The organism is Streptomyces aureus, from assembly GCF_000725495.1.
GTDB lineage: Bacteria > Actinomycetota > Actinomycetes > Streptomycetales > Streptomycetaceae > Streptomyces > Streptomyces aureus_B.
Window position 1 is genome coordinate 237,157 of record NZ_KL647041.1, and the last position, 14,499, is coordinate 251,655.

Consider the following 14,499-nt stretch of genomic DNA (forward strand, 5'->3'; position numbering starts at 1 on the left):
GAACCACCAGTTCGCGGGCCCTTCGTCATGGGATGCGCGTTCCGTCACGGGGCGCGCGTCGTCACGTACGGGTCGTCGGACACCTGTCTTCTCGGTGGTGCGCGCTCACAGCAGTTTGCGCGCGGCCCTCCTCAGGTCGTACTCGTGAATGATCGCTTTGGCGTGGCCGTACGCGAGGTCGTGTTCGGCGCGGAGCCAGCTGACCTTCTCCTCGAAGCGGAAGAGGGCAGGTCCTTCGTCGACGGTGCGTAGCCAGTCGGAGATCTCACGACCGGTGCAGCGGGGGATGCGGGCGAGCAGGTTGCGATGGGTCTCCTCGGAGAAGACTTGGGACATCGGCGCCTCCGAACGCAAAGGGGATGTAAGCCGGTCCTTCACGCCACCGTGCCTGAGGGTTGGGTTGTTGGCAACAGTCCCGCCGCTGCGCGTAGTCTCGCGGCGTGCTGGATACGACGCCGTTGACCCGAGCCGTGGACCACTTCGCCGACCGGTTGCGGGCCGCCCCGCAGAGCCGCCTGCAACGCAGCGCCGCGGCCGAGGCACTGGGCCTGGCCAGGGAGTTCGCGCTGCGCGCCCAGCGGGTCGAGGACCCGTCGGGCGAGCCCCGGGAGATGCCCGACGCCGGGATGTTCGCCGCCGCCGACCAAATCACGGTCGCCGCGCACGACTTGGCCCTCGTACTGAAGAACGAGGAGGAAGTGGCCGAAGCCGTCACGCTCGTGGCCGAGGCACAGAAACGCGCCGGGGTCTGACCTCTCGGTCGACTCCGGCGCGCGGTGGTGCGGCCGCCCCCTGCCGGGGGCGGACCCTCACAGGGACGCTATGACGCGGTCCGCCAGGATGTAGATGTTCTCCTCGCCGAAGGAGAAGGTCAGGGCGTACGCGCCCGAGACGCCCGAACCGCCGAGCAGGACCGGACTCTGGCCCGCCGTCAGGGCGGCGGCGAGCCGCTGCGCGGTCTCGCGGTGACCGGGGGTCATGCACAGCGTCGTGCCGTCGGCGAAGACGTAGACGTCGAGGGTGCCGAGCGGGCCGGGGCGGACGTCCGTCAGCTCCGTGCCGGACGCGGCGAGCTCCTCGAGGCGGGTCACCGTGCGTTCGTGGTCGCTGACCACGGGCGACTGCACCGGGACGAAGTCCGGGTGCGAGGGGTGACGGCGGCGTGCCGCGGCGAGTTCGGGGGAGTCGCCCGCCGTGCCGGTCTGGAGGAACTCCTCCAGGTCCGTGCTGGTCTCGGCCACCGGCTCCAGGTGGTCGAGGCCCGCGAAGTCGGAGTGACGCGGCAGGAACAGTTCGCTGTCCGGCAGTCCGAGCAGCGAGGGCGCGTCGGAGGCGTCACGCGCCTCCTGGGCGGCCCAGAACGCCCGCGCCTCGGCGAGCTCCCGCTCCCGTTCCTCGGCCAGCGCCTCGGCGACGGCCGTGCGTATCTCGTCCGCGTCGGCGGATCCACGGGCGGCGGGCACGAGGGCCCGGGCCGTACTGATACGGCTCGCGACGAGTTCGCTGTGCAGGGCTGCGACCTGCCGACGCACGCCCCGCAGGGTGCGCAGAACGGCGACGCCCACGGCCGCGCCGGCGGCGGTGGTGAGCAGCAGAGCAATCGGCATGGCGCTCACTGACGTACTCCCGGTTCAAAGTCGGCCCCCGACTTCCTACATCAGCTTGAAGGGCGAACCATCAAACTGTCAGTGCGTAACGTCACGAATAGGACAGGACTTTGTGCCCCAGGTTTAGTCGCGCACGCATCTGACCTGCGGGAATACCCGTCCGAGGGGACATAGGTCACATCTTGGAAGGGATTGGATCACAAATCGGCCCAGAGGCCCGGTGGTTCCGGGCTTCTGGGCCGATTCGTTCACGCTGGGTTCAAAACCCGTCACGGGAACGGGTATGCGTGGTCAGCTGAGGCGCTCGATGACCATCGCCATGCCCTGGCCGCCGCCGACGCACATCGTCTCCAGGCCGAACTGCTTGTCGTGGAACTGGAGGCTGTTGATCAGCGTGCCGGTGATGCGGGCGCCGGTCATGCCGAAGGGGTGGCCGATGGCGATGGCGCCGCCGTTCACGTTCAGCTTGTCCAGCGGGATGTTCAGGTCGCGGGCGCTCGGGATCACCTGGGCGGCGAAGGCCTCGTTGATCTCGAACAGGTCGATGTCGTCGACGGTGAGGCCGGCGCGGCCGAGCGCCTGCTTGCTGGCCTCCACCGGGCCGAGGCCCATGATCTCGGGGGACAGGCCGGTGACGCCGGTCGAGACGATGCGGGCGAGCGGGGTCAGGCCGAGCTCGCGGGCCTTCGTGTCGGACATGATCACCAGGGCGGCGGCGCCGTCGTTCAGCGGGCAGCAGTTGCCGGCGGTGACCAGGCCGTCGGGGCGGAAGACCGGCTTGAGGCCCTGGACGGCCTCCAGCGTCACGCCCGCCCGGGGGCCGTCGTCCTTGCTGACGACCGTGCCGTCCGGGGTGGTGATCGGGGTGATCTCGCGCTCCCAGAAGCCGTTCTTGATGGCTTCCTCGGCGAGGTTCTGCGAGCGGACGCCGAACTCGTCCATGTCCTGGCGGGTGACGCCCTTGAGGCGGGCCAGGTTCTCGGCGGTCTGGCCCATCGCGATGTACGCGTCCGGGACCAGGCCGTCCTCGCGCGGGTCGTGCCAGGTCGAGCCCTCCGACTGCGCGACGTCGACCGTACGGGCCTCGGCGTCGGCGAACAGCGGGTTGTGGGTGTCCGGGATCCCGTCGGAGGTGCCCTTGACGGAGCGCGACACCATCTCGACGCCGGCCGAGATGAAGACGTCGCCCTCGCCGGCCTTGATGGCGTGCAGGGCCATGCGGGAGGTCTGGAGCGAGGAGGAGCAGTAACGGGTGATGGTGCAGCCCGGGAGGTGGTCCATGCCCATCTGCACGGACACGATGCGGGCGAGGTTGTGGCCCTGCTCGCCGCCGGGGAGGCCGCAGCCGAGCATCAGGTCGTCGATGAGCTTCGGGTCCAGCTCGGGGACCTTGGCGAGGGCGGCCTGGATGATCGTGGCGGTCAGGTCGTCGGGGCGCACGTCCTTCAGGGAGCCCTTGAAGGCGCGGCCGATCGGGGAGCGGGCGGCTGAGACGATCACGGCTTCGGGCATCACGGCTCCATTGGCGTACGGGAAGTGTGCAGGGCTGATTGGGAAGTTACCCGTACGTACCGTCGAGGTCACCGGTGCGGAGGTGTGACACCGGCCGCACTTTTCTAAGCGCTTGCTTTTTTCGGGCGGGGGCGCCTTTTGGGGTGTTTTCCCCCGTCGAGGCTGTCCGGAACCCTCCGCCGGCCCCCCGAGGCTCCGCCCCGGCCCCGCTGCTCAGCCGCCCCCACGGGGCTCCGCCCCGGACCCCGCTCCTCAAACGCCGGAGGGGCTGAATTTCCCCGGGGCCCACCTGATTCCGCCCGCTCGGGTGAGCAACCCAGGGGCGCGAGGAACTGCGCGACCGGCCACAGCGGTCCCGCAGCCGAGTACGGGCAAGCCCGGCCCGGGCAGGGCTTTCGCCGCCGGGTCGGGCGACGGAGTCAGGGGCGCGGGGAACGGCGCGATCAGCCCGCGCGGGCCCGCGGCCGGGTACGGGCTGGGTCCGGTCGGGGCTGGACCGTTGGCGCCGGTCGGGGGTGACGGGGTCAGGGGCGCGGGGAACTGCGCGACCGGCCACAGCGGTCCCGCAGCCGAGTACGGGCAGGCCCGGCCCGGGCAGGGCTTTCGCTGCCGGGTCGGGCGAAGGGCCCAGGGGCGCGGGGAACTGCGCGATTGGCCACGGCGGGCCCGCGGCCGGGTACGGGCCTGGGTCTCCCCCCGGAGGGGTCAGTTCGACGGGGTCGGGGCCGGGTCCGTCGCAGGGAGGCGTTGGCGGCGGCGCCGCTTGAGCAGGGCCCAGGGTCCGCGGGGCCCGGTGGGCATCGCGGCAGTGACCTCCGTACCCGGCTCGGACGCCGCCTCCGCCGCCGCACGGGCGACCGGCAGGAACCCCTCGTGACGCGACACGTCCGGCCGCTCCTCCTCGGCCGGCCACAGACCCAGCGCCGCGCACACCGTGGGCAGGATCGCCATGGCCGCGGTGGCGTACCCCTCGGCCGAGGGGTGGTAGTTGTCCGGCCCGAACAGCTCCCGCGGGTTCGCCGCGAACTCGGGGCCCAGCAGGTCGCCCAGCGACACCGTGCGCCCGCCCTGCTCGACCGTCCCGATCGTCTGCGCGGCGGCCAGCTGGCGGGACGCCCGCCGCGCCAGCCACCGCAGCGGCTGCTGGACCTGCTCGACCGTGCCCAGGTCGGGACACGTGCCGACGACCACCTCCGCACCGGCGGTCCGCAGCCGCCGTACCGCCGCGGACAGATGACGCACGGAGCGGGTGGGCGGCATCCGGTGCGTCACGTCGTTCGCGCCGATCATGATCACGCAGACGTCCGGGAGCCGGGAGGTGTCCGTGAGGGCGAGCGCGACCTGGCGGTCCAGGTCGTCCGACTGGGCGCCGGGAAGGGCCACGTTGCACAGCTCGACCGGCCGCTCGGCCACCGCCGCGAGCCCCGAGGACAGCAGCGCGCCCGGAGTCTGCCGGGCCCTGCGCACCCCCTGGCCCGCCGCCGTCGAGTCACCGAGCATCGTCAGCCGCAGCGGGGGCTCGCCGACCGGGGCGCCGGTGTAGTCGTAGCCGTAGAGACCCTCGGCGCGCGGGGCGTAGGGAGCGTGTCCGTTGCCCAAATGCCGCTTCGCCAGCTGGACCTCGGCCAGCACCAGACCGACGGCCGCCGCCCCCACCAGGCCGACCCCGCCCCCGCCGTACGCCGCGCCCGCGGCGATCCGCCGGGCCACCCTCGCCCTCGACATGCTCGACATCCGTCGCCGCCACCTCCTGTAGCCGTACAACCACTGCTTGCCCCGAAGGGCGGGTGGGTCAATCTCAACCGCGGGTGAACGGCTGCCCAGGGCCGTAGGCTGGCGAGACCATTCCTGTTGAAAACGCAGCTCCGGAGACAACGGTGCAATTCCACGACTCGATGATCAGTCTCGTCGGCAACACCCCGCTGGTGAGACTCAACAACGTGACCGCGGGCATCCAGGCGACCGTCCTGGCGAAGGTCGAATACTTCAACCCCGGCGGATCCGTGAAGGACCGCATCGCCCTGCGCATGATCGAGGCCGCGGAGGAGAGCGGCGCGCTCAAGCCCGGCGGCACGATCGTCGAGCCGACCAGTGGAAACACCGGTGTGGGCCTCGCCATCGTGGCGCAGCAGAAGGGGTACAAGTGCATCTTCGTGTGCCCCGACAAGGTCTCCACCGACAAGATCAACGTGCTGCGCGCGTACGGGGCCGAGGTCGTGGTCTGCCCCACCGCGGTCGACCCGGAGCACCCGGACTCGTACTACAACGTCTCCGACCGGCTGGTGCGCGAGACCCCGGGCGCCTGGAAGCCGGACCAGTACTCCAACCCGAACAACCCCCTCTCGCACTATCACTCGACCGGCCCCGAGCTGTGGGAGCAGACCGAGGGGAAGATCACGCACTTCGTCGCGGGCGTGGGCACCGGCGGCACGATCTCCGGCACCGGCCGCTATCTGAAGGACGCCAGCGACGGCAAGGTGCAGGTCGTGGGCGCCGACCCCGAGGGGTCCGTGTACTCCGGCGGCTCCGGCCGGCCCTACCTCGTCGAGGGCGTCGGTGAGGACTTCTGGCCGACCGCCTACGACCGTACGGTCGCCGACGAGATCGTCGCGGTGTCCGACAAGGACTCCTTCCAGATGACGCGCCGGCTGGCCAAGGAGGAGGGGCTGCTCGTCGGCGGCTCCTGCGGCATGGCCGTCGTCGCCGCGCTGCGCGTCGCCGAGCGCCTCGGCCCGGACGACGTCGTGGTCGTGCTGCTCCCCGACAGCGGCCGCGGTTACCTCAGCAAGATCTTCAACGACGAGTGGATGGCCGACTACGGCTTCCTGGAGGACGAGGGCCCCAGCGCCCGGGTCGCCGACGTGCTGAACGACAAGGCGGGCGGCTCCATCCCGTCCCTCGTCCACATGCACCCGGAGGAGACCGTCGGCGAGGCCATCGAGGTGCTGCGCGAGTACGGCGTCTCGCAGATGCCGATCGTCAAGCCGGGCGCCGGTCACCCCGACGTGATGGCTGCCGAGGTCATCGGCTCGGTCGTGGAGCGCGAGCTGCTGGACGCGCTGTTCACCCAGCGGGCCTCGCTGGGCGACCCGCTGGAGAAGCACATGTCCGCGCCGCTGCCCCAGGTCGGTTCCGGCGAGCCGGTCGGCGACCTGATGACGGTGCTCGGCAGCGCCGACGCGGCGATCGTCCTCGTCGAGGGCAAGCCCACCGGCGTCGTCAGCCGCCAGGACCTGCTGTCCTTCCTGGCCAAGGGCGGCACGAAGGCCTGACCGTCCGTGGCCTGAGCAGGGATTTCGTGCGAAGTGCCGGATCCGTGCGGATCTTGGGCCGCCGGCCGGGACGAACTTCGCGGAAGTGGTACGAGCGCGTCACGTCCGCGCAGCACCCGCTTAACACGGGTCCGGCACATTAGGGGGTGTCGGCAGGGCGGGAGCGGCTCCCCGCCCAGGCCGGCGGCATACGGCGCCAAGGACCTCCGGAGCGGCTCCCGGACCTCCATGGACGCCTAGGACGCGCCAGCCCGGTCCTGACCCGGCCCGCGTCCCTCGCGGGGACCGCCGTCGTCCCGCCCCCCTTCACCGGGGGTGCGGCGGTCCCCGCGCATAACGTCGAAGGGCCCGGCACTCGCTCCGAGTGCCGGGCCCTTTCGTATGCAGCCGTGGCCCACGGCCGCGGGGCGCGTGCCGCCGGAGCGGCCGCCGTCCTCCGGGTCCTCGCCGGCGGGGCGGCGTCGGACGGGGCGGTGTCAGACGAGCGCGGTGACGAGCAGGGTGAAGGCGGCGACGATGACCGCGACCCGGACGTAGTGCCAGCGGTCCCAGCGGTTCATCTGCTCCTTCCAGTCCTCCGGGCGGTTCTCGGGGGTCCACGTCTTGCCCTGGTTGTTGATCGGGACCAGCAGCAGGAGCGACATGACCACGCTGAGGATCAGCAGTCCGGCGGCGGTGACGACGAGCCCGGTGCCGTCGTGGTGCCATCCGGCGACGGCCCAGACCGCGGCGAGGACGAGCGAGCCGATGTACCAGAAGGGCATCAGGGCGCCGAGCATCCGGCCGCCGTGGGCCCGGCCGAGCTGGTCGTAGTCGGCGGGGAGGGCGCCGAGGATCCGGTTGACGACGAAGGCGACGCAGAGCTCCACCCCCACCATCAGACCGACGAGCACGGTGGTGACGACCTCGAGTGCGTTGAGCATGACGGTCCCTCCAGATTTCTAGCGCTGCTAGCTGTTGAAGCCACGCTAGCGCTGCTGCCGCTCTATTGTCTAGCAGTGCTAGCATCGAGGTATGTCGGTACAGGAACGCAAGGAGCGTGAGCGGGCGGGCCGCGAGCGCCTCATCGTGGCGACGGCCCGCGAACTCGCGGAGCAGCAGGGCTGGGACGCGGTCACCACGCGCCGGCTCGCCGAGCGCATCGAGTACAGCCAGCCCGTCCTCTACAGCCACTTCCGCGGCAAGCGCGAGATCATCGGCGCGGTCGCCCTCCAGGGCGCCTCCGAGATGGCCGTCGCGCTGCGGGCCGCGACCGCCGCCGCGGACGGTCCCCGTGCCCGGGTCGCCGCCCTCGCCCACGGCTATCTCGACTTCGCCGAGCGCAATCCGGCGGTCTACGACGCCCTGTTCCAGCTCGACGGGGGCCTGAGATACGCACGGGAGGACACCCCGGGGCCCCTCAAGGACGCCTTCGCCGCCCTGCTGGAATGCCTCGGCGAGGTCGCCGGGGACGCTGTTCCCCCGGGGATGTTCACCGAGGTGTTCTGGGCGTCCCTGCACGGGATCGTGACCCTGACCCGGGCGGGGCGGCTGCTGCCGGAGGACACGGAGCAGCGGGTGGACCTGCTGGTGGACCGCCTCGCCGTGCTCTGACGCACCCGCACGGCGGCGCACCGTCCCGGCGGCGGACCGTCCCGGCGGCGGACCGTCACGGCCAGGGACCGTCCGGGCGAGGGGCCGTCCCCGTGGGCCGCTCGTCCGGGGGCTACTCCTCCCAGTCCGACTCCTGCCGGTTCCCGCGGCGGGCGAAGAGGCCGGGGGACGTGCGCGCCGCCTGGACCACGTTCACCCCGACGATCCCGCCCCAGGCGACCAGCAGCCCCGGCAGGTTCGCCTGTGTCGCGCCGATCGCGGACAGCGGGATCGCGAGGACCAGCGAGACGATCCCGAAACCGAAACGCTCACCCCAGGAGTCGGCCGACTGCGGCGACCGCGCCCCGCGCGCCACCAACATCTGCTGCTCCGCGAGCCGACGGCGCACCCGGCGGTCGACCGCCCCGTCGAGGCGCTGCTCGACCTTCTCCAGGAAGGAGTCGACCAGCGCGGACTCGTACTCTTCGCCGAGTTCCCTGCGTGCGTGCAGGGTGGCGTCGAGTTCCTTCTTCAGCTCCGCGTCGTCATGGCGGGCGTTCATACCGGTCATGTCCCTCACGGTAGGCAGCCGGGCCGCTCGGGGCACTGGGGATAGCCCCCCTCTTGCGGCCGGGCCGGCCCCCGGGAGGCGTCCGGCACCCCTTGCCCGGTCTGCATATCGTCATGCAGAGTTGTCGATACCTGAATAGAAGGGTGTGCGTGTGATGCCCAGGCCGTCGACCCGTCCGGCTCGCCCGGGCACGACGCTGTACTCTCCCGGGGCGTCCGGGTACAGGCGGTCATCGCCCGTACCGGCACGCGGGGCGGCGACAGGTCCGACGACGGCGGCGAGGGCGGCGGCGACGAGGGCGGGGTCGGCAAGGTGACCGGGGTCGGCAGGGCGATGGGGGTCCGCAAGGTGATGGGTGACAGCGGCGTGGAGAGCGACACGAGTGTGAGCGACAGCCCCGCCGGACGGCTCCAGACCCTCTTCGAGGGACGCCGGCTCACCCCGACCCAGCGGCGCATCGCCCACAGCATGGTGCGCAGCGCCGCCGACGTGCCGTTCCTGTCCAGCGTCGAGCTCGCCGAACTCGCCGGGGTCAGCCAACCCTCCGTCACCCGCTTCGCGGTCGCGCTCGGCTTCGACGGATACCCGGCGCTGCGCAGGCACCTGCGCGAGGTCACGCCCGCCGAACCGGCCGCCGACACGGCCTCGTACAACGAGTACCAGCAGGCCGTCGAGGCCGAGATCGAGAACCTGCGGCACCTCGCCGCCGTGCTCGCCGACCCGCGTCCGGTCGCCCGGGCGGGGCGGCTGCTCGCCGCGTCCCGCCCGCTGCCCGTCCTCGGCCTGCGCGCCGCCGCCTCCCAGGCCTACGGCTTCGCCTACTTCGCCGCCAAGGTGCACCCCGACGTCCGGCTGCTGCACGAGGGCGGCACGATGCTCCAGGACCGCGTCGACGCGGCCGTCCGTGCCGGGGCCACCGCACTGCTGTGCTTCGCGCTGCCCCGCCACCCCCGCGAGGTCGTCGACGCCCTCGGCTACGCCAAGGAGGCCGGGCTGACGGTCGTCACGGTCGCCGACTCGGCGTTCGCGCCGGTGGCGAAGGTGTCCGACCTGCTGCTCCCCGCCGCCGTCGGCACCGGCCTCGCGTTCGACACGGCGTGCGCCCCGATGCTGCTCGGCCGCGTTCTGCTGGAGGCCATGTGCGACGACCTGCCGGACGCCCAGGCGCGCCTCGAGCAGTTCGACGCGCGGGCCGCCACGCGCGGGCTGTTCGTGGAGTAGAGCGGTCCGCCCTGCACGGGCTGTCGGCGGGAGTGGAGCGGTCCGCCCTGCACGGGCTGTCGGCGGAGTCGGGTGGGCCGCTCCCGGGAACCGGGTCTTCTCTCCGGTGCCCGGCGACGATGCGGGCGTTTCTCAGACGCGTCTCACGTTCCCTGGCTAGCCTGCGCGCCCAGAGACGCACGGGCGGGACGGCGGACGACGGTGTGCCCGCGCCGTGCAGGCGTCGAGGCGGGAGGCGGATCGTGGCGCGCGGAGGACAGGGACTGGCCCGGGTGGCCGTCGTGGTGCGGGCGGGAGCCGCGCCGCTGTGGTGGTGCGGAGTACTGGCCGCCGGGATCGGGCTGCTGCTCCCCGGGCTGACCGGGCGCAGGATCGGCGTCCTGGCCGGGACCGCGCTGTTCCTCGTCACGGCGGTCGTGGTGGCGTACTGGCGCAGGAAACGGTACGACTCCCTGGTCCGCGCGGCCGCCCGTGCGAGCAAGCACGACGTGCTCCAGGACCGCGCCGTGACCGTGCGCAACTGGCGCCGGGGACACCGCTGGTGGCTGCTGCTCGCCTTCGCCGTCGCGTTCGGCAGCGGGTTCGCCGTGCCCGCCGCGGGCGGCATGCTGCTCGCCGGCGCGGGCGTCGGGCTGTGGTGGAAGGCCGCCCGGCTCGGGCGGCTGGAGCGCGCCGGAGGGGCGCTGATCTGGGTGCGCGTCGACTGGCTCGGCCCGCGCGCGGGTGCCCCCGTCGGGAAGCCGGTCCGGGCCGTCCGGGCCACGGGGGTGGCGGCGGGTGACGCCGCGCCCGGTGGGGCGCGGCGTCACTGACCGGAAGGGAACCGGACCCGGTGGCGAACTAGATCTCCAGATCGGCCTCGATCCGCTTCAACTGGTGCCGGGCCATCGCCAGGTTGGCCCGCTTCTGGTCGAGGACCAGGTACAGGAACAGACCGTTCCCGCCGCGGCCCTTCATCAGCCGGATCAGGTGGTACTGGTCGGACAGCGTGATCAGGATGTCCTCGATGTCGCCCTTCAGGCCCAGGTGTTCCATCGTGCGCAGCTTGGCGCGGACGACGTCGGTGTTGCCGGCGGCCGCGACGGTGAGGTCGAAACTCTTGCTGCCGCCGATGGTGCCCAGCGCCATCCCGCTGGTGTAGTCGACGAGCGCGGCTCCGGTCGCGCCCTCGATGGATGCCAGGGCTTCTTTGAGGGCGGTCTCGGTGTTCGACATGGTGTGGTGCTCCTTCAGCTCTCTGATGTTCTCGGGTGGTTGGTGGCAGGAGTGGACGTGGAACGCGGGGTGGTCCCGCGTGGGGTGCGCGTGCGCAGGGGGGCCTTCGCGGAGGTCTTGGCCGGCGGTTCGGCGGCCGGCTCGCCGCGCGCCGTGGCGGCGTCGACGAGCTCGCCGATCCGGGTGCCGGAGCGCCGCCCCTCCAGGTGCAGCCGGCCGACGTTGACCCGGTCCTGGGCGAGCAGCGTCAGCACGGCGGAGCCGCCCGCCGCGTACGTCGCGACATAGCCGTGCACGCCGCGGACCAGCAGTTCGCGCAGGTCGCCGTGGCCGGTGGACTCGGCCATGCGGATGGCGACTCCCAGGGCGGCCGCGGTGAGGGCGGCCAGGCCGTCCGGCTCGACGCCGGGCGTGTCGTGGGCGAGGACGAGACCGTCGGCACTGGCCGCGAGGGCTCCGGTGAGCTGGGGGACCCGGGCCCGGAGCCGATGGAGTTCGTCCAGGACTTCGGCCTCCGCGGCCATCAGCAGTCTCCTCTCGGCACGCTGTCGTAGCGCGCGGATCACAAGGCCTCCCGCGGGGTTGGGACTCACAAGGCCTCCAGCGCGTCTCTGAGCCGTCGCAGCAGCGCGACGTCGGGATCGGCGGAGGTCTGGGTGAGCACGCCGGGCGGGGGGAGCGGCTGCGGTACGGGCGCCGCCGTCACGAGCCCGGCGGCGGCGAGCCGGCGCAGGTCGACGAGCGTGTGGAAGGCGGGGCGCCCCAGCGCGAGGGACACGTCCGCCGCCGTGCGGACGCCGTCCACCCGGCCGAGGACGGCCTCCTGACGCTGCGGCACGGACGGCCCCGCGGCGAGCGGGGCGCGCCGCAGCGGCGCGGTGTCGGTGGCGGGGTCCGGCCAGATCCGGTGCAGGAGTTCGCGCCGGCGCACCGTCTCGCGCTCGACCGCGGCGACCGGGACGGGGCGCAGCGGGCCGAACCAGTGCGCGGCGCCGTACCGGAAGCGGCTCGGGGTGCTGCTCGGGCCGAGGACGAAGTACGCGGCGTCGTACAGGGAGCCGAGGTGGCACAGTTCCAGCGCGCCCTCGGCGATCCGGCCGCTGTCGATCAGGAAGCGGCCGACCCGGCGGCGCGCGCCGGCGGTGGCGACGGCCTCCCGCCACACCTCGGGGGCGAGGACGCCGTGGACGGAGAACAGCACGTCGAGACCGGGGGTGGCCGGGCTCTCGGCGTGCACCACCTCGCCGTCGGCGAGGTAGAGGGTGCCGCGTTCGCGGATGAGGACGCCGGTGGCCCGTTCGTCGGCGAGCCGGCTGAGCATCGGAGAGGCGCCGCCGGCGGCGCCGGGTGCCGTGTCCCGTATCGGGAGCCGGGGCGGGGGAGGCGTCCTGACGGTCGTCATACGAGCACCAGCCGTCCGGCCATCTCGCCCAGCCGGATGCGGGCCAGGGCGAGATTGCCGTCCGAGCGGGCCAGCCACAGATGCAGGAACACGCTGCTGTCGAAGGCGGTCCGGACGAACCGCAGCACGTGGTAGCTGTCGCGGTTGCTGATGATCAGGTCTTCGATCGGGGTCTCCTGGTCGGACCACTCCGACCAGTCGGAGCCGCCCTTGGGGGCGAACGAGCGGTTCTCCGCGGCGAGCCGGGCCAGCTCGGCGGCCTCCGCCGCGGTCGTCTCGTGGTCGTCGCCCGGAGCGTCGCCGACCGTGCCCAGGGCCAGACCGCTGGTCCAGTCGACCACCGAGGCGCCCCGGGCCCCGGGCAGTGTCATGGCCTCCAGCAGGCACTCGTCGATACCGGGCACCGTGTCTCCCTCCCGCCAAAGGGTTCGGCCGAGTGACGAAGAAGTTACGCACTGTGCCCACGGGAAGGGAGTGATCCGGCATTTTCCTGTGGAAAATGCCTGCGGTGACTAAGGTGGGTCGGCTGACCACATTCTCGGGCGCGCCCAAACCCCCTGGGGTCGGTTTGTGCTGCCCCGGGACGGGGCCGAGGGGGCGCACATGGGTGCGAGCGGGCGCTCCTCGGTTCGAGGGCGCGCCGGGGTGCCGGTGAGCCTGTCGGGTCCCTCGCGGTTACGTCCCGCCGCCCCGGGTCGCTACAGGTCCGTCAGGGAGTCCGCCCGGGCGCCGCCCGACTCCTCGACGATCTCCGCCAGGGTCTGCGGCTCCCGCACGACCGCGAAGCGGGGGGTGTCCCCGGCGGGCACGAAGCCGTAGACGCCGGGGCGGGCCAGCGAGTTGTACGCGTAGTGGTGGGCGAAGTAGTACGCGCCGGTGTCCAGCGCGGCCACGTGGTCGCCCTGTTCCAGCAGCGGCAGCGGGCGGCCCTCGGCGAGCAGGTCGCCCGCGAAGCAGGCCGGGCCCGCGACGTCCTGGACGACGTCCGGCCCCGTCTTCGGCCGGCCCTTGGCGTCGTACGCGGCGATCCGCAGCGGCCACGACCCCGGCGCGTAGACGGTGCGGGTCGCGATCTGCACCCCGGCGTGGGTGACCGCGACCGCCCGGCCCCCGGCGGACTTCGCGTACTCGACCCGGGCCAGCACCGTGCCGTGCTTGGCCAGCAGGGACCGCCCGAACTCGGTGACCAGTCCGTACCGCCCGTCGAACAGTCCCGGCGCCGCCTCCCGGAGCAGCCGCGCGTACTGCGCGTACGTCGGTGCCATGGAGTCCGAGCCGAAGTCGACCGGCAGTCCGCCGCCGATGTCGACCGTGTCGACCTGATGCCTGCCGACGTGCCGGTTGATCTCCTCCGCGAGCGCGTACGTCTCCGCCACGCCCCGCGCCATCAGCTCCAGCGGCATGCCCTGCGAACCCGAGTGCGTGTGCAGCCGGGTCAGCCAGGGGCGGTCGGCGTAGGCCCGTACGATCCAGGCGCGGGCGCCCTCGTCCCGGAGCGCGACCCCGAACTTGGAGGTCGCCGTGGCCGTGGACAGCGCCTCGATCGACCCCCCGCCGATCTGCGGGTTGACCCGGATCCCGAGGGGCGAGCCGGTGGGCGCGGAGCGGACCTGCGCGTCGAGGCGCTCCAGTTCCTGCGGGCTGTCCGCGTTGACCGCGACGCCCAGGGCGAGGGCCTGGCGCAGTTCGGCGGGTGTCTTGGCGGGGGAGTCGAGCACGGTCCGCTCCGGCGGGATCCCGGCCGCCGTGGCGAGCGCGAGTTCCCCGGGGCTCGCCACCTCCGCGCCGATGCCCTCCTCGCCCAGCAGCCGCAGGACGGGCACGAGGGGTGTCGCCTTCACCGCGAAGGCGTGCAGGACCGGGGTGCCGGGAGCGGTCACCGCGGCGAACGCGGCGTGCAGCGCGGCGGCCGAGGCCCGGATGCCCCGCACGTCGAGGAGCGCGGCGATGGGATGGTCCGGGGTGACGAGCCCCTGTTCCACCGCGGCCCGTACGGCGTCGTCCCGCCGTGCCACCCGTGCCGTGTCCGCGTGCTCCGCCGAAGACATCGCCGCCCCGTCCGCCCCGTCGCCGTCCGTCCGGTCCCCTGCCCTGTCCATGTCTGCGCCCATGCGTCCCAGCCAAACA

The 14,499-nt window shown here is 72.8% G+C and carries 16 protein-coding genes; 5 read left to right on the forward strand and 11 right to left on the reverse strand.

Annotated features, from left to right (window positions below; all coding sequences use genetic code 11):
- Window positions 1-105 precede the first annotated feature (105 nt).
- Window positions 106-336 (reverse strand): DUF4287 domain-containing protein, encoded by a 231-nt coding sequence (locus tag IO36_RS40785; protein WP_037628212.1) that lies wholly within the window; start codon window positions 334-336, stop codon window positions 106-108.
- A gap of 104 nt (window positions 337-440) precedes the next feature.
- On the opposite strand from IO36_RS40785, the gene IO36_RS40790 reads away from it, so the two are divergent.
- On the forward strand, window positions 441-752 hold the full coding sequence (locus IO36_RS40790) for a hypothetical protein (RefSeq protein ID WP_209441345.1): 312 nt from the start codon (window positions 441-443) through the stop codon (window positions 750-752).
- Window positions 753-809: 57 nt separating this feature from the next.
- On the opposite strand, the gene IO36_RS40795 is transcribed toward IO36_RS40790, so the two are convergent.
- The 3 genes from IO36_RS40795 to IO36_RS40805 form a co-directional block, all read right to left on the reverse strand.
- Complete coding sequence (locus IO36_RS40795) at window positions 810-1,616, reverse strand: hypothetical protein (RefSeq protein ID WP_037628214.1); 807 nt, start codon at window positions 1,614-1,616, stop codon at window positions 810-812.
- Between the two features lie 282 nt (window positions 1,617-1,898).
- The gene (locus IO36_RS40800) at window positions 1,899-3,119 is read right to left on the reverse strand and encodes an acetyl-CoA C-acetyltransferase (protein WP_037628216.1); all 1,221 of its coding nucleotides are present in this window, start codon (window positions 3,117-3,119) and stop codon (window positions 1,899-1,901) included.
- A gap of 705 nt (window positions 3,120-3,824) precedes the next feature.
- A complete protein-coding gene (locus IO36_RS40805) occupies window positions 3,825-4,853 on the reverse strand; it encodes an SGNH/GDSL hydrolase family protein (RefSeq protein ID WP_078943753.1) in 1,029 nt (342 codons plus the stop codon).
- Window positions 4,854-4,996: 143 nt separating this feature from the next.
- Here IO36_RS40805 and IO36_RS40810 point away from each other — a divergent pair, with 143 nt between their 5' ends.
- The gene (locus IO36_RS40810; RefSeq protein ID WP_037628218.1) at window positions 4,997-6,391 is read left to right on the forward strand and encodes a cystathionine beta-synthase; all 1,395 of its coding nucleotides are present in this window, start codon (window positions 4,997-4,999) and stop codon (window positions 6,389-6,391) included.
- 476 nt (window positions 6,392-6,867) lie between these two features.
- Here the strand turns inward: IO36_RS40810 and IO36_RS40815 are convergent, their stop codons facing one another.
- Entirely contained in the window at window positions 6,868-7,314 is a 447-nt protein-coding gene (locus tag IO36_RS40815) for an anthrone oxygenase family protein (RefSeq protein WP_037628220.1), read from the reverse strand.
- A 91-nt stretch (window positions 7,315-7,405) separates the two neighbouring features.
- Between IO36_RS40815 and IO36_RS40820 the strand changes: the two genes are divergently transcribed.
- The gene (locus tag IO36_RS40820; protein ID WP_037628221.1) at window positions 7,406-7,984 is read left to right on the forward strand and encodes a TetR/AcrR family transcriptional regulator; all 579 of its coding nucleotides are present in this window, start codon (window positions 7,406-7,408) and stop codon (window positions 7,982-7,984) included.
- 112 nt (window positions 7,985-8,096) lie between these two features.
- Here the strand turns inward: IO36_RS40820 and IO36_RS40825 are convergent, their stop codons facing one another.
- Entirely contained in the window at window positions 8,097-8,534 is a 438-nt protein-coding gene (locus tag IO36_RS40825) for a hypothetical protein (protein ID WP_078943754.1), read from the reverse strand.
- Between the two features lie 351 nt (window positions 8,535-8,885).
- Between IO36_RS40825 and IO36_RS40830 the strand changes: the two genes are divergently transcribed.
- Both IO36_RS40830 and IO36_RS40835 read left to right on the forward strand, forming a co-directional pair.
- Complete coding sequence (locus IO36_RS40830) at window positions 8,886-9,755, forward strand: MurR/RpiR family transcriptional regulator (RefSeq protein WP_037628325.1); 870 nt, start codon at window positions 8,886-8,888, stop codon at window positions 9,753-9,755.
- A gap of 242 nt (window positions 9,756-9,997) precedes the next feature.
- Window positions 9,998-10,567, forward strand: coding sequence for a hypothetical protein (locus IO36_RS40835; protein ID WP_037628223.1), 570 nt, complete (start codon window positions 9,998-10,000; stop codon window positions 10,565-10,567).
- A 28-nt stretch (window positions 10,568-10,595) separates the two neighbouring features.
- On the opposite strand, the gene IO36_RS40840 is transcribed toward IO36_RS40835, so the two are convergent.
- From IO36_RS40840 to IO36_RS40860, 5 genes are all read right to left on the reverse strand, one after another.
- Window positions 10,596-10,970: a roadblock/LC7 domain-containing protein gene (locus IO36_RS40840; protein WP_037628224.1), complete on the reverse strand. Its 375-nt coding sequence runs from the start codon at window positions 10,968-10,970 to the stop codon at window positions 10,596-10,598.
- Window positions 10,971-10,984: 14 nt separating this feature from the next.
- Window positions 10,985-11,494: a roadblock/LC7 domain-containing protein gene (locus IO36_RS40845; RefSeq protein ID WP_037628225.1), complete on the reverse strand. Its 510-nt coding sequence runs from the start codon at window positions 11,492-11,494 to the stop codon at window positions 10,985-10,987.
- A gap of 65 nt (window positions 11,495-11,559) precedes the next feature.
- Window positions 11,560-12,372 carry a hypothetical protein gene (locus tag IO36_RS40850; RefSeq protein WP_037628226.1) on the reverse strand — a complete coding sequence of 271 codons (813 nt, stop codon included), beginning with the start codon at window positions 12,370-12,372 and terminating at the stop codon, window positions 11,560-11,562.
- A complete protein-coding gene (locus tag IO36_RS40855; protein ID WP_037628227.1) occupies window positions 12,369-12,776 on the reverse strand; it encodes a hypothetical protein in 408 nt (135 codons plus the stop codon). The genes IO36_RS40850 and IO36_RS40855 overlap by 4 nt, the downstream gene beginning before the upstream one ends.
- 294 nt (window positions 12,777-13,070) lie before the next feature.
- The gene (locus tag IO36_RS40860) at window positions 13,071-14,483 is read right to left on the reverse strand and encodes a type III PLP-dependent enzyme domain-containing protein (protein WP_078943755.1); all 1,413 of its coding nucleotides are present in this window, start codon (window positions 14,481-14,483) and stop codon (window positions 13,071-13,073) included.
- Window positions 14,484-14,499 lie beyond the last annotated feature (16 nt).

Bases quoted from the DNA above. Each gene is read 5' to 3' on its own strand.
- IO36_RS40805 (WP_078943753.1), bottom strand. From the start codon at position 4,853: ATGTCGAGCATGTCGAGGGCGAGGGTGGCCCGGCGGATCGCCGCGGGC.
- IO36_RS40785 (WP_037628212.1), bottom strand. From the start codon at position 336: ATGTCCCAAGTCTTCTCCGAGGAGACCCATCGCAACCTGCTCGCCCGC.
- IO36_RS40825 (WP_078943754.1), bottom strand. From the start codon at position 8,534: ATGACCGGTATGAACGCCCGCCATGACGACGCGGAGCTGAAGAAGGAA.
- IO36_RS40820 (WP_037628221.1), top strand. From the start codon at position 7,406: ATGTCGGTACAGGAACGCAAGGAGCGTGAGCGGGCGGGCCGCGAGCGC.
- IO36_RS40840 (WP_037628224.1), bottom strand. From the start codon at position 10,970: ATGTCGAACACCGAGACCGCCCTCAAAGAAGCCCTGGCATCCATCGAG.
- IO36_RS40845 (WP_037628225.1), bottom strand. From the start codon at position 11,494: ATGGCCGCGGAGGCCGAAGTCCTGGACGAACTCCATCGGCTCCGGGCC.
- IO36_RS40815 (WP_037628220.1), bottom strand. From the start codon at position 7,314: ATGCTCAACGCACTCGAGGTCGTCACCACCGTGCTCGTCGGTCTGATG.
- IO36_RS40860 (WP_078943755.1), bottom strand. From the start codon at position 14,483: ATGGGCGCAGACATGGACAGGGCAGGGGACCGGACGGACGGCGACGGG.
- IO36_RS40800 (WP_037628216.1), bottom strand. From the start codon at position 3,119: ATGCCCGAAGCCGTGATCGTCTCAGCCGCCCGCTCCCCGATCGGCCGC.
- IO36_RS40830 (WP_037628325.1), top strand. From the start codon at position 8,886: ATGGGTGACAGCGGCGTGGAGAGCGACACGAGTGTGAGCGACAGCCCC.
- IO36_RS40850 (WP_037628226.1), bottom strand. From the start codon at position 12,372: ATGACGACCGTCAGGACGCCTCCCCCGCCCCGGCTCCCGATACGGGAC.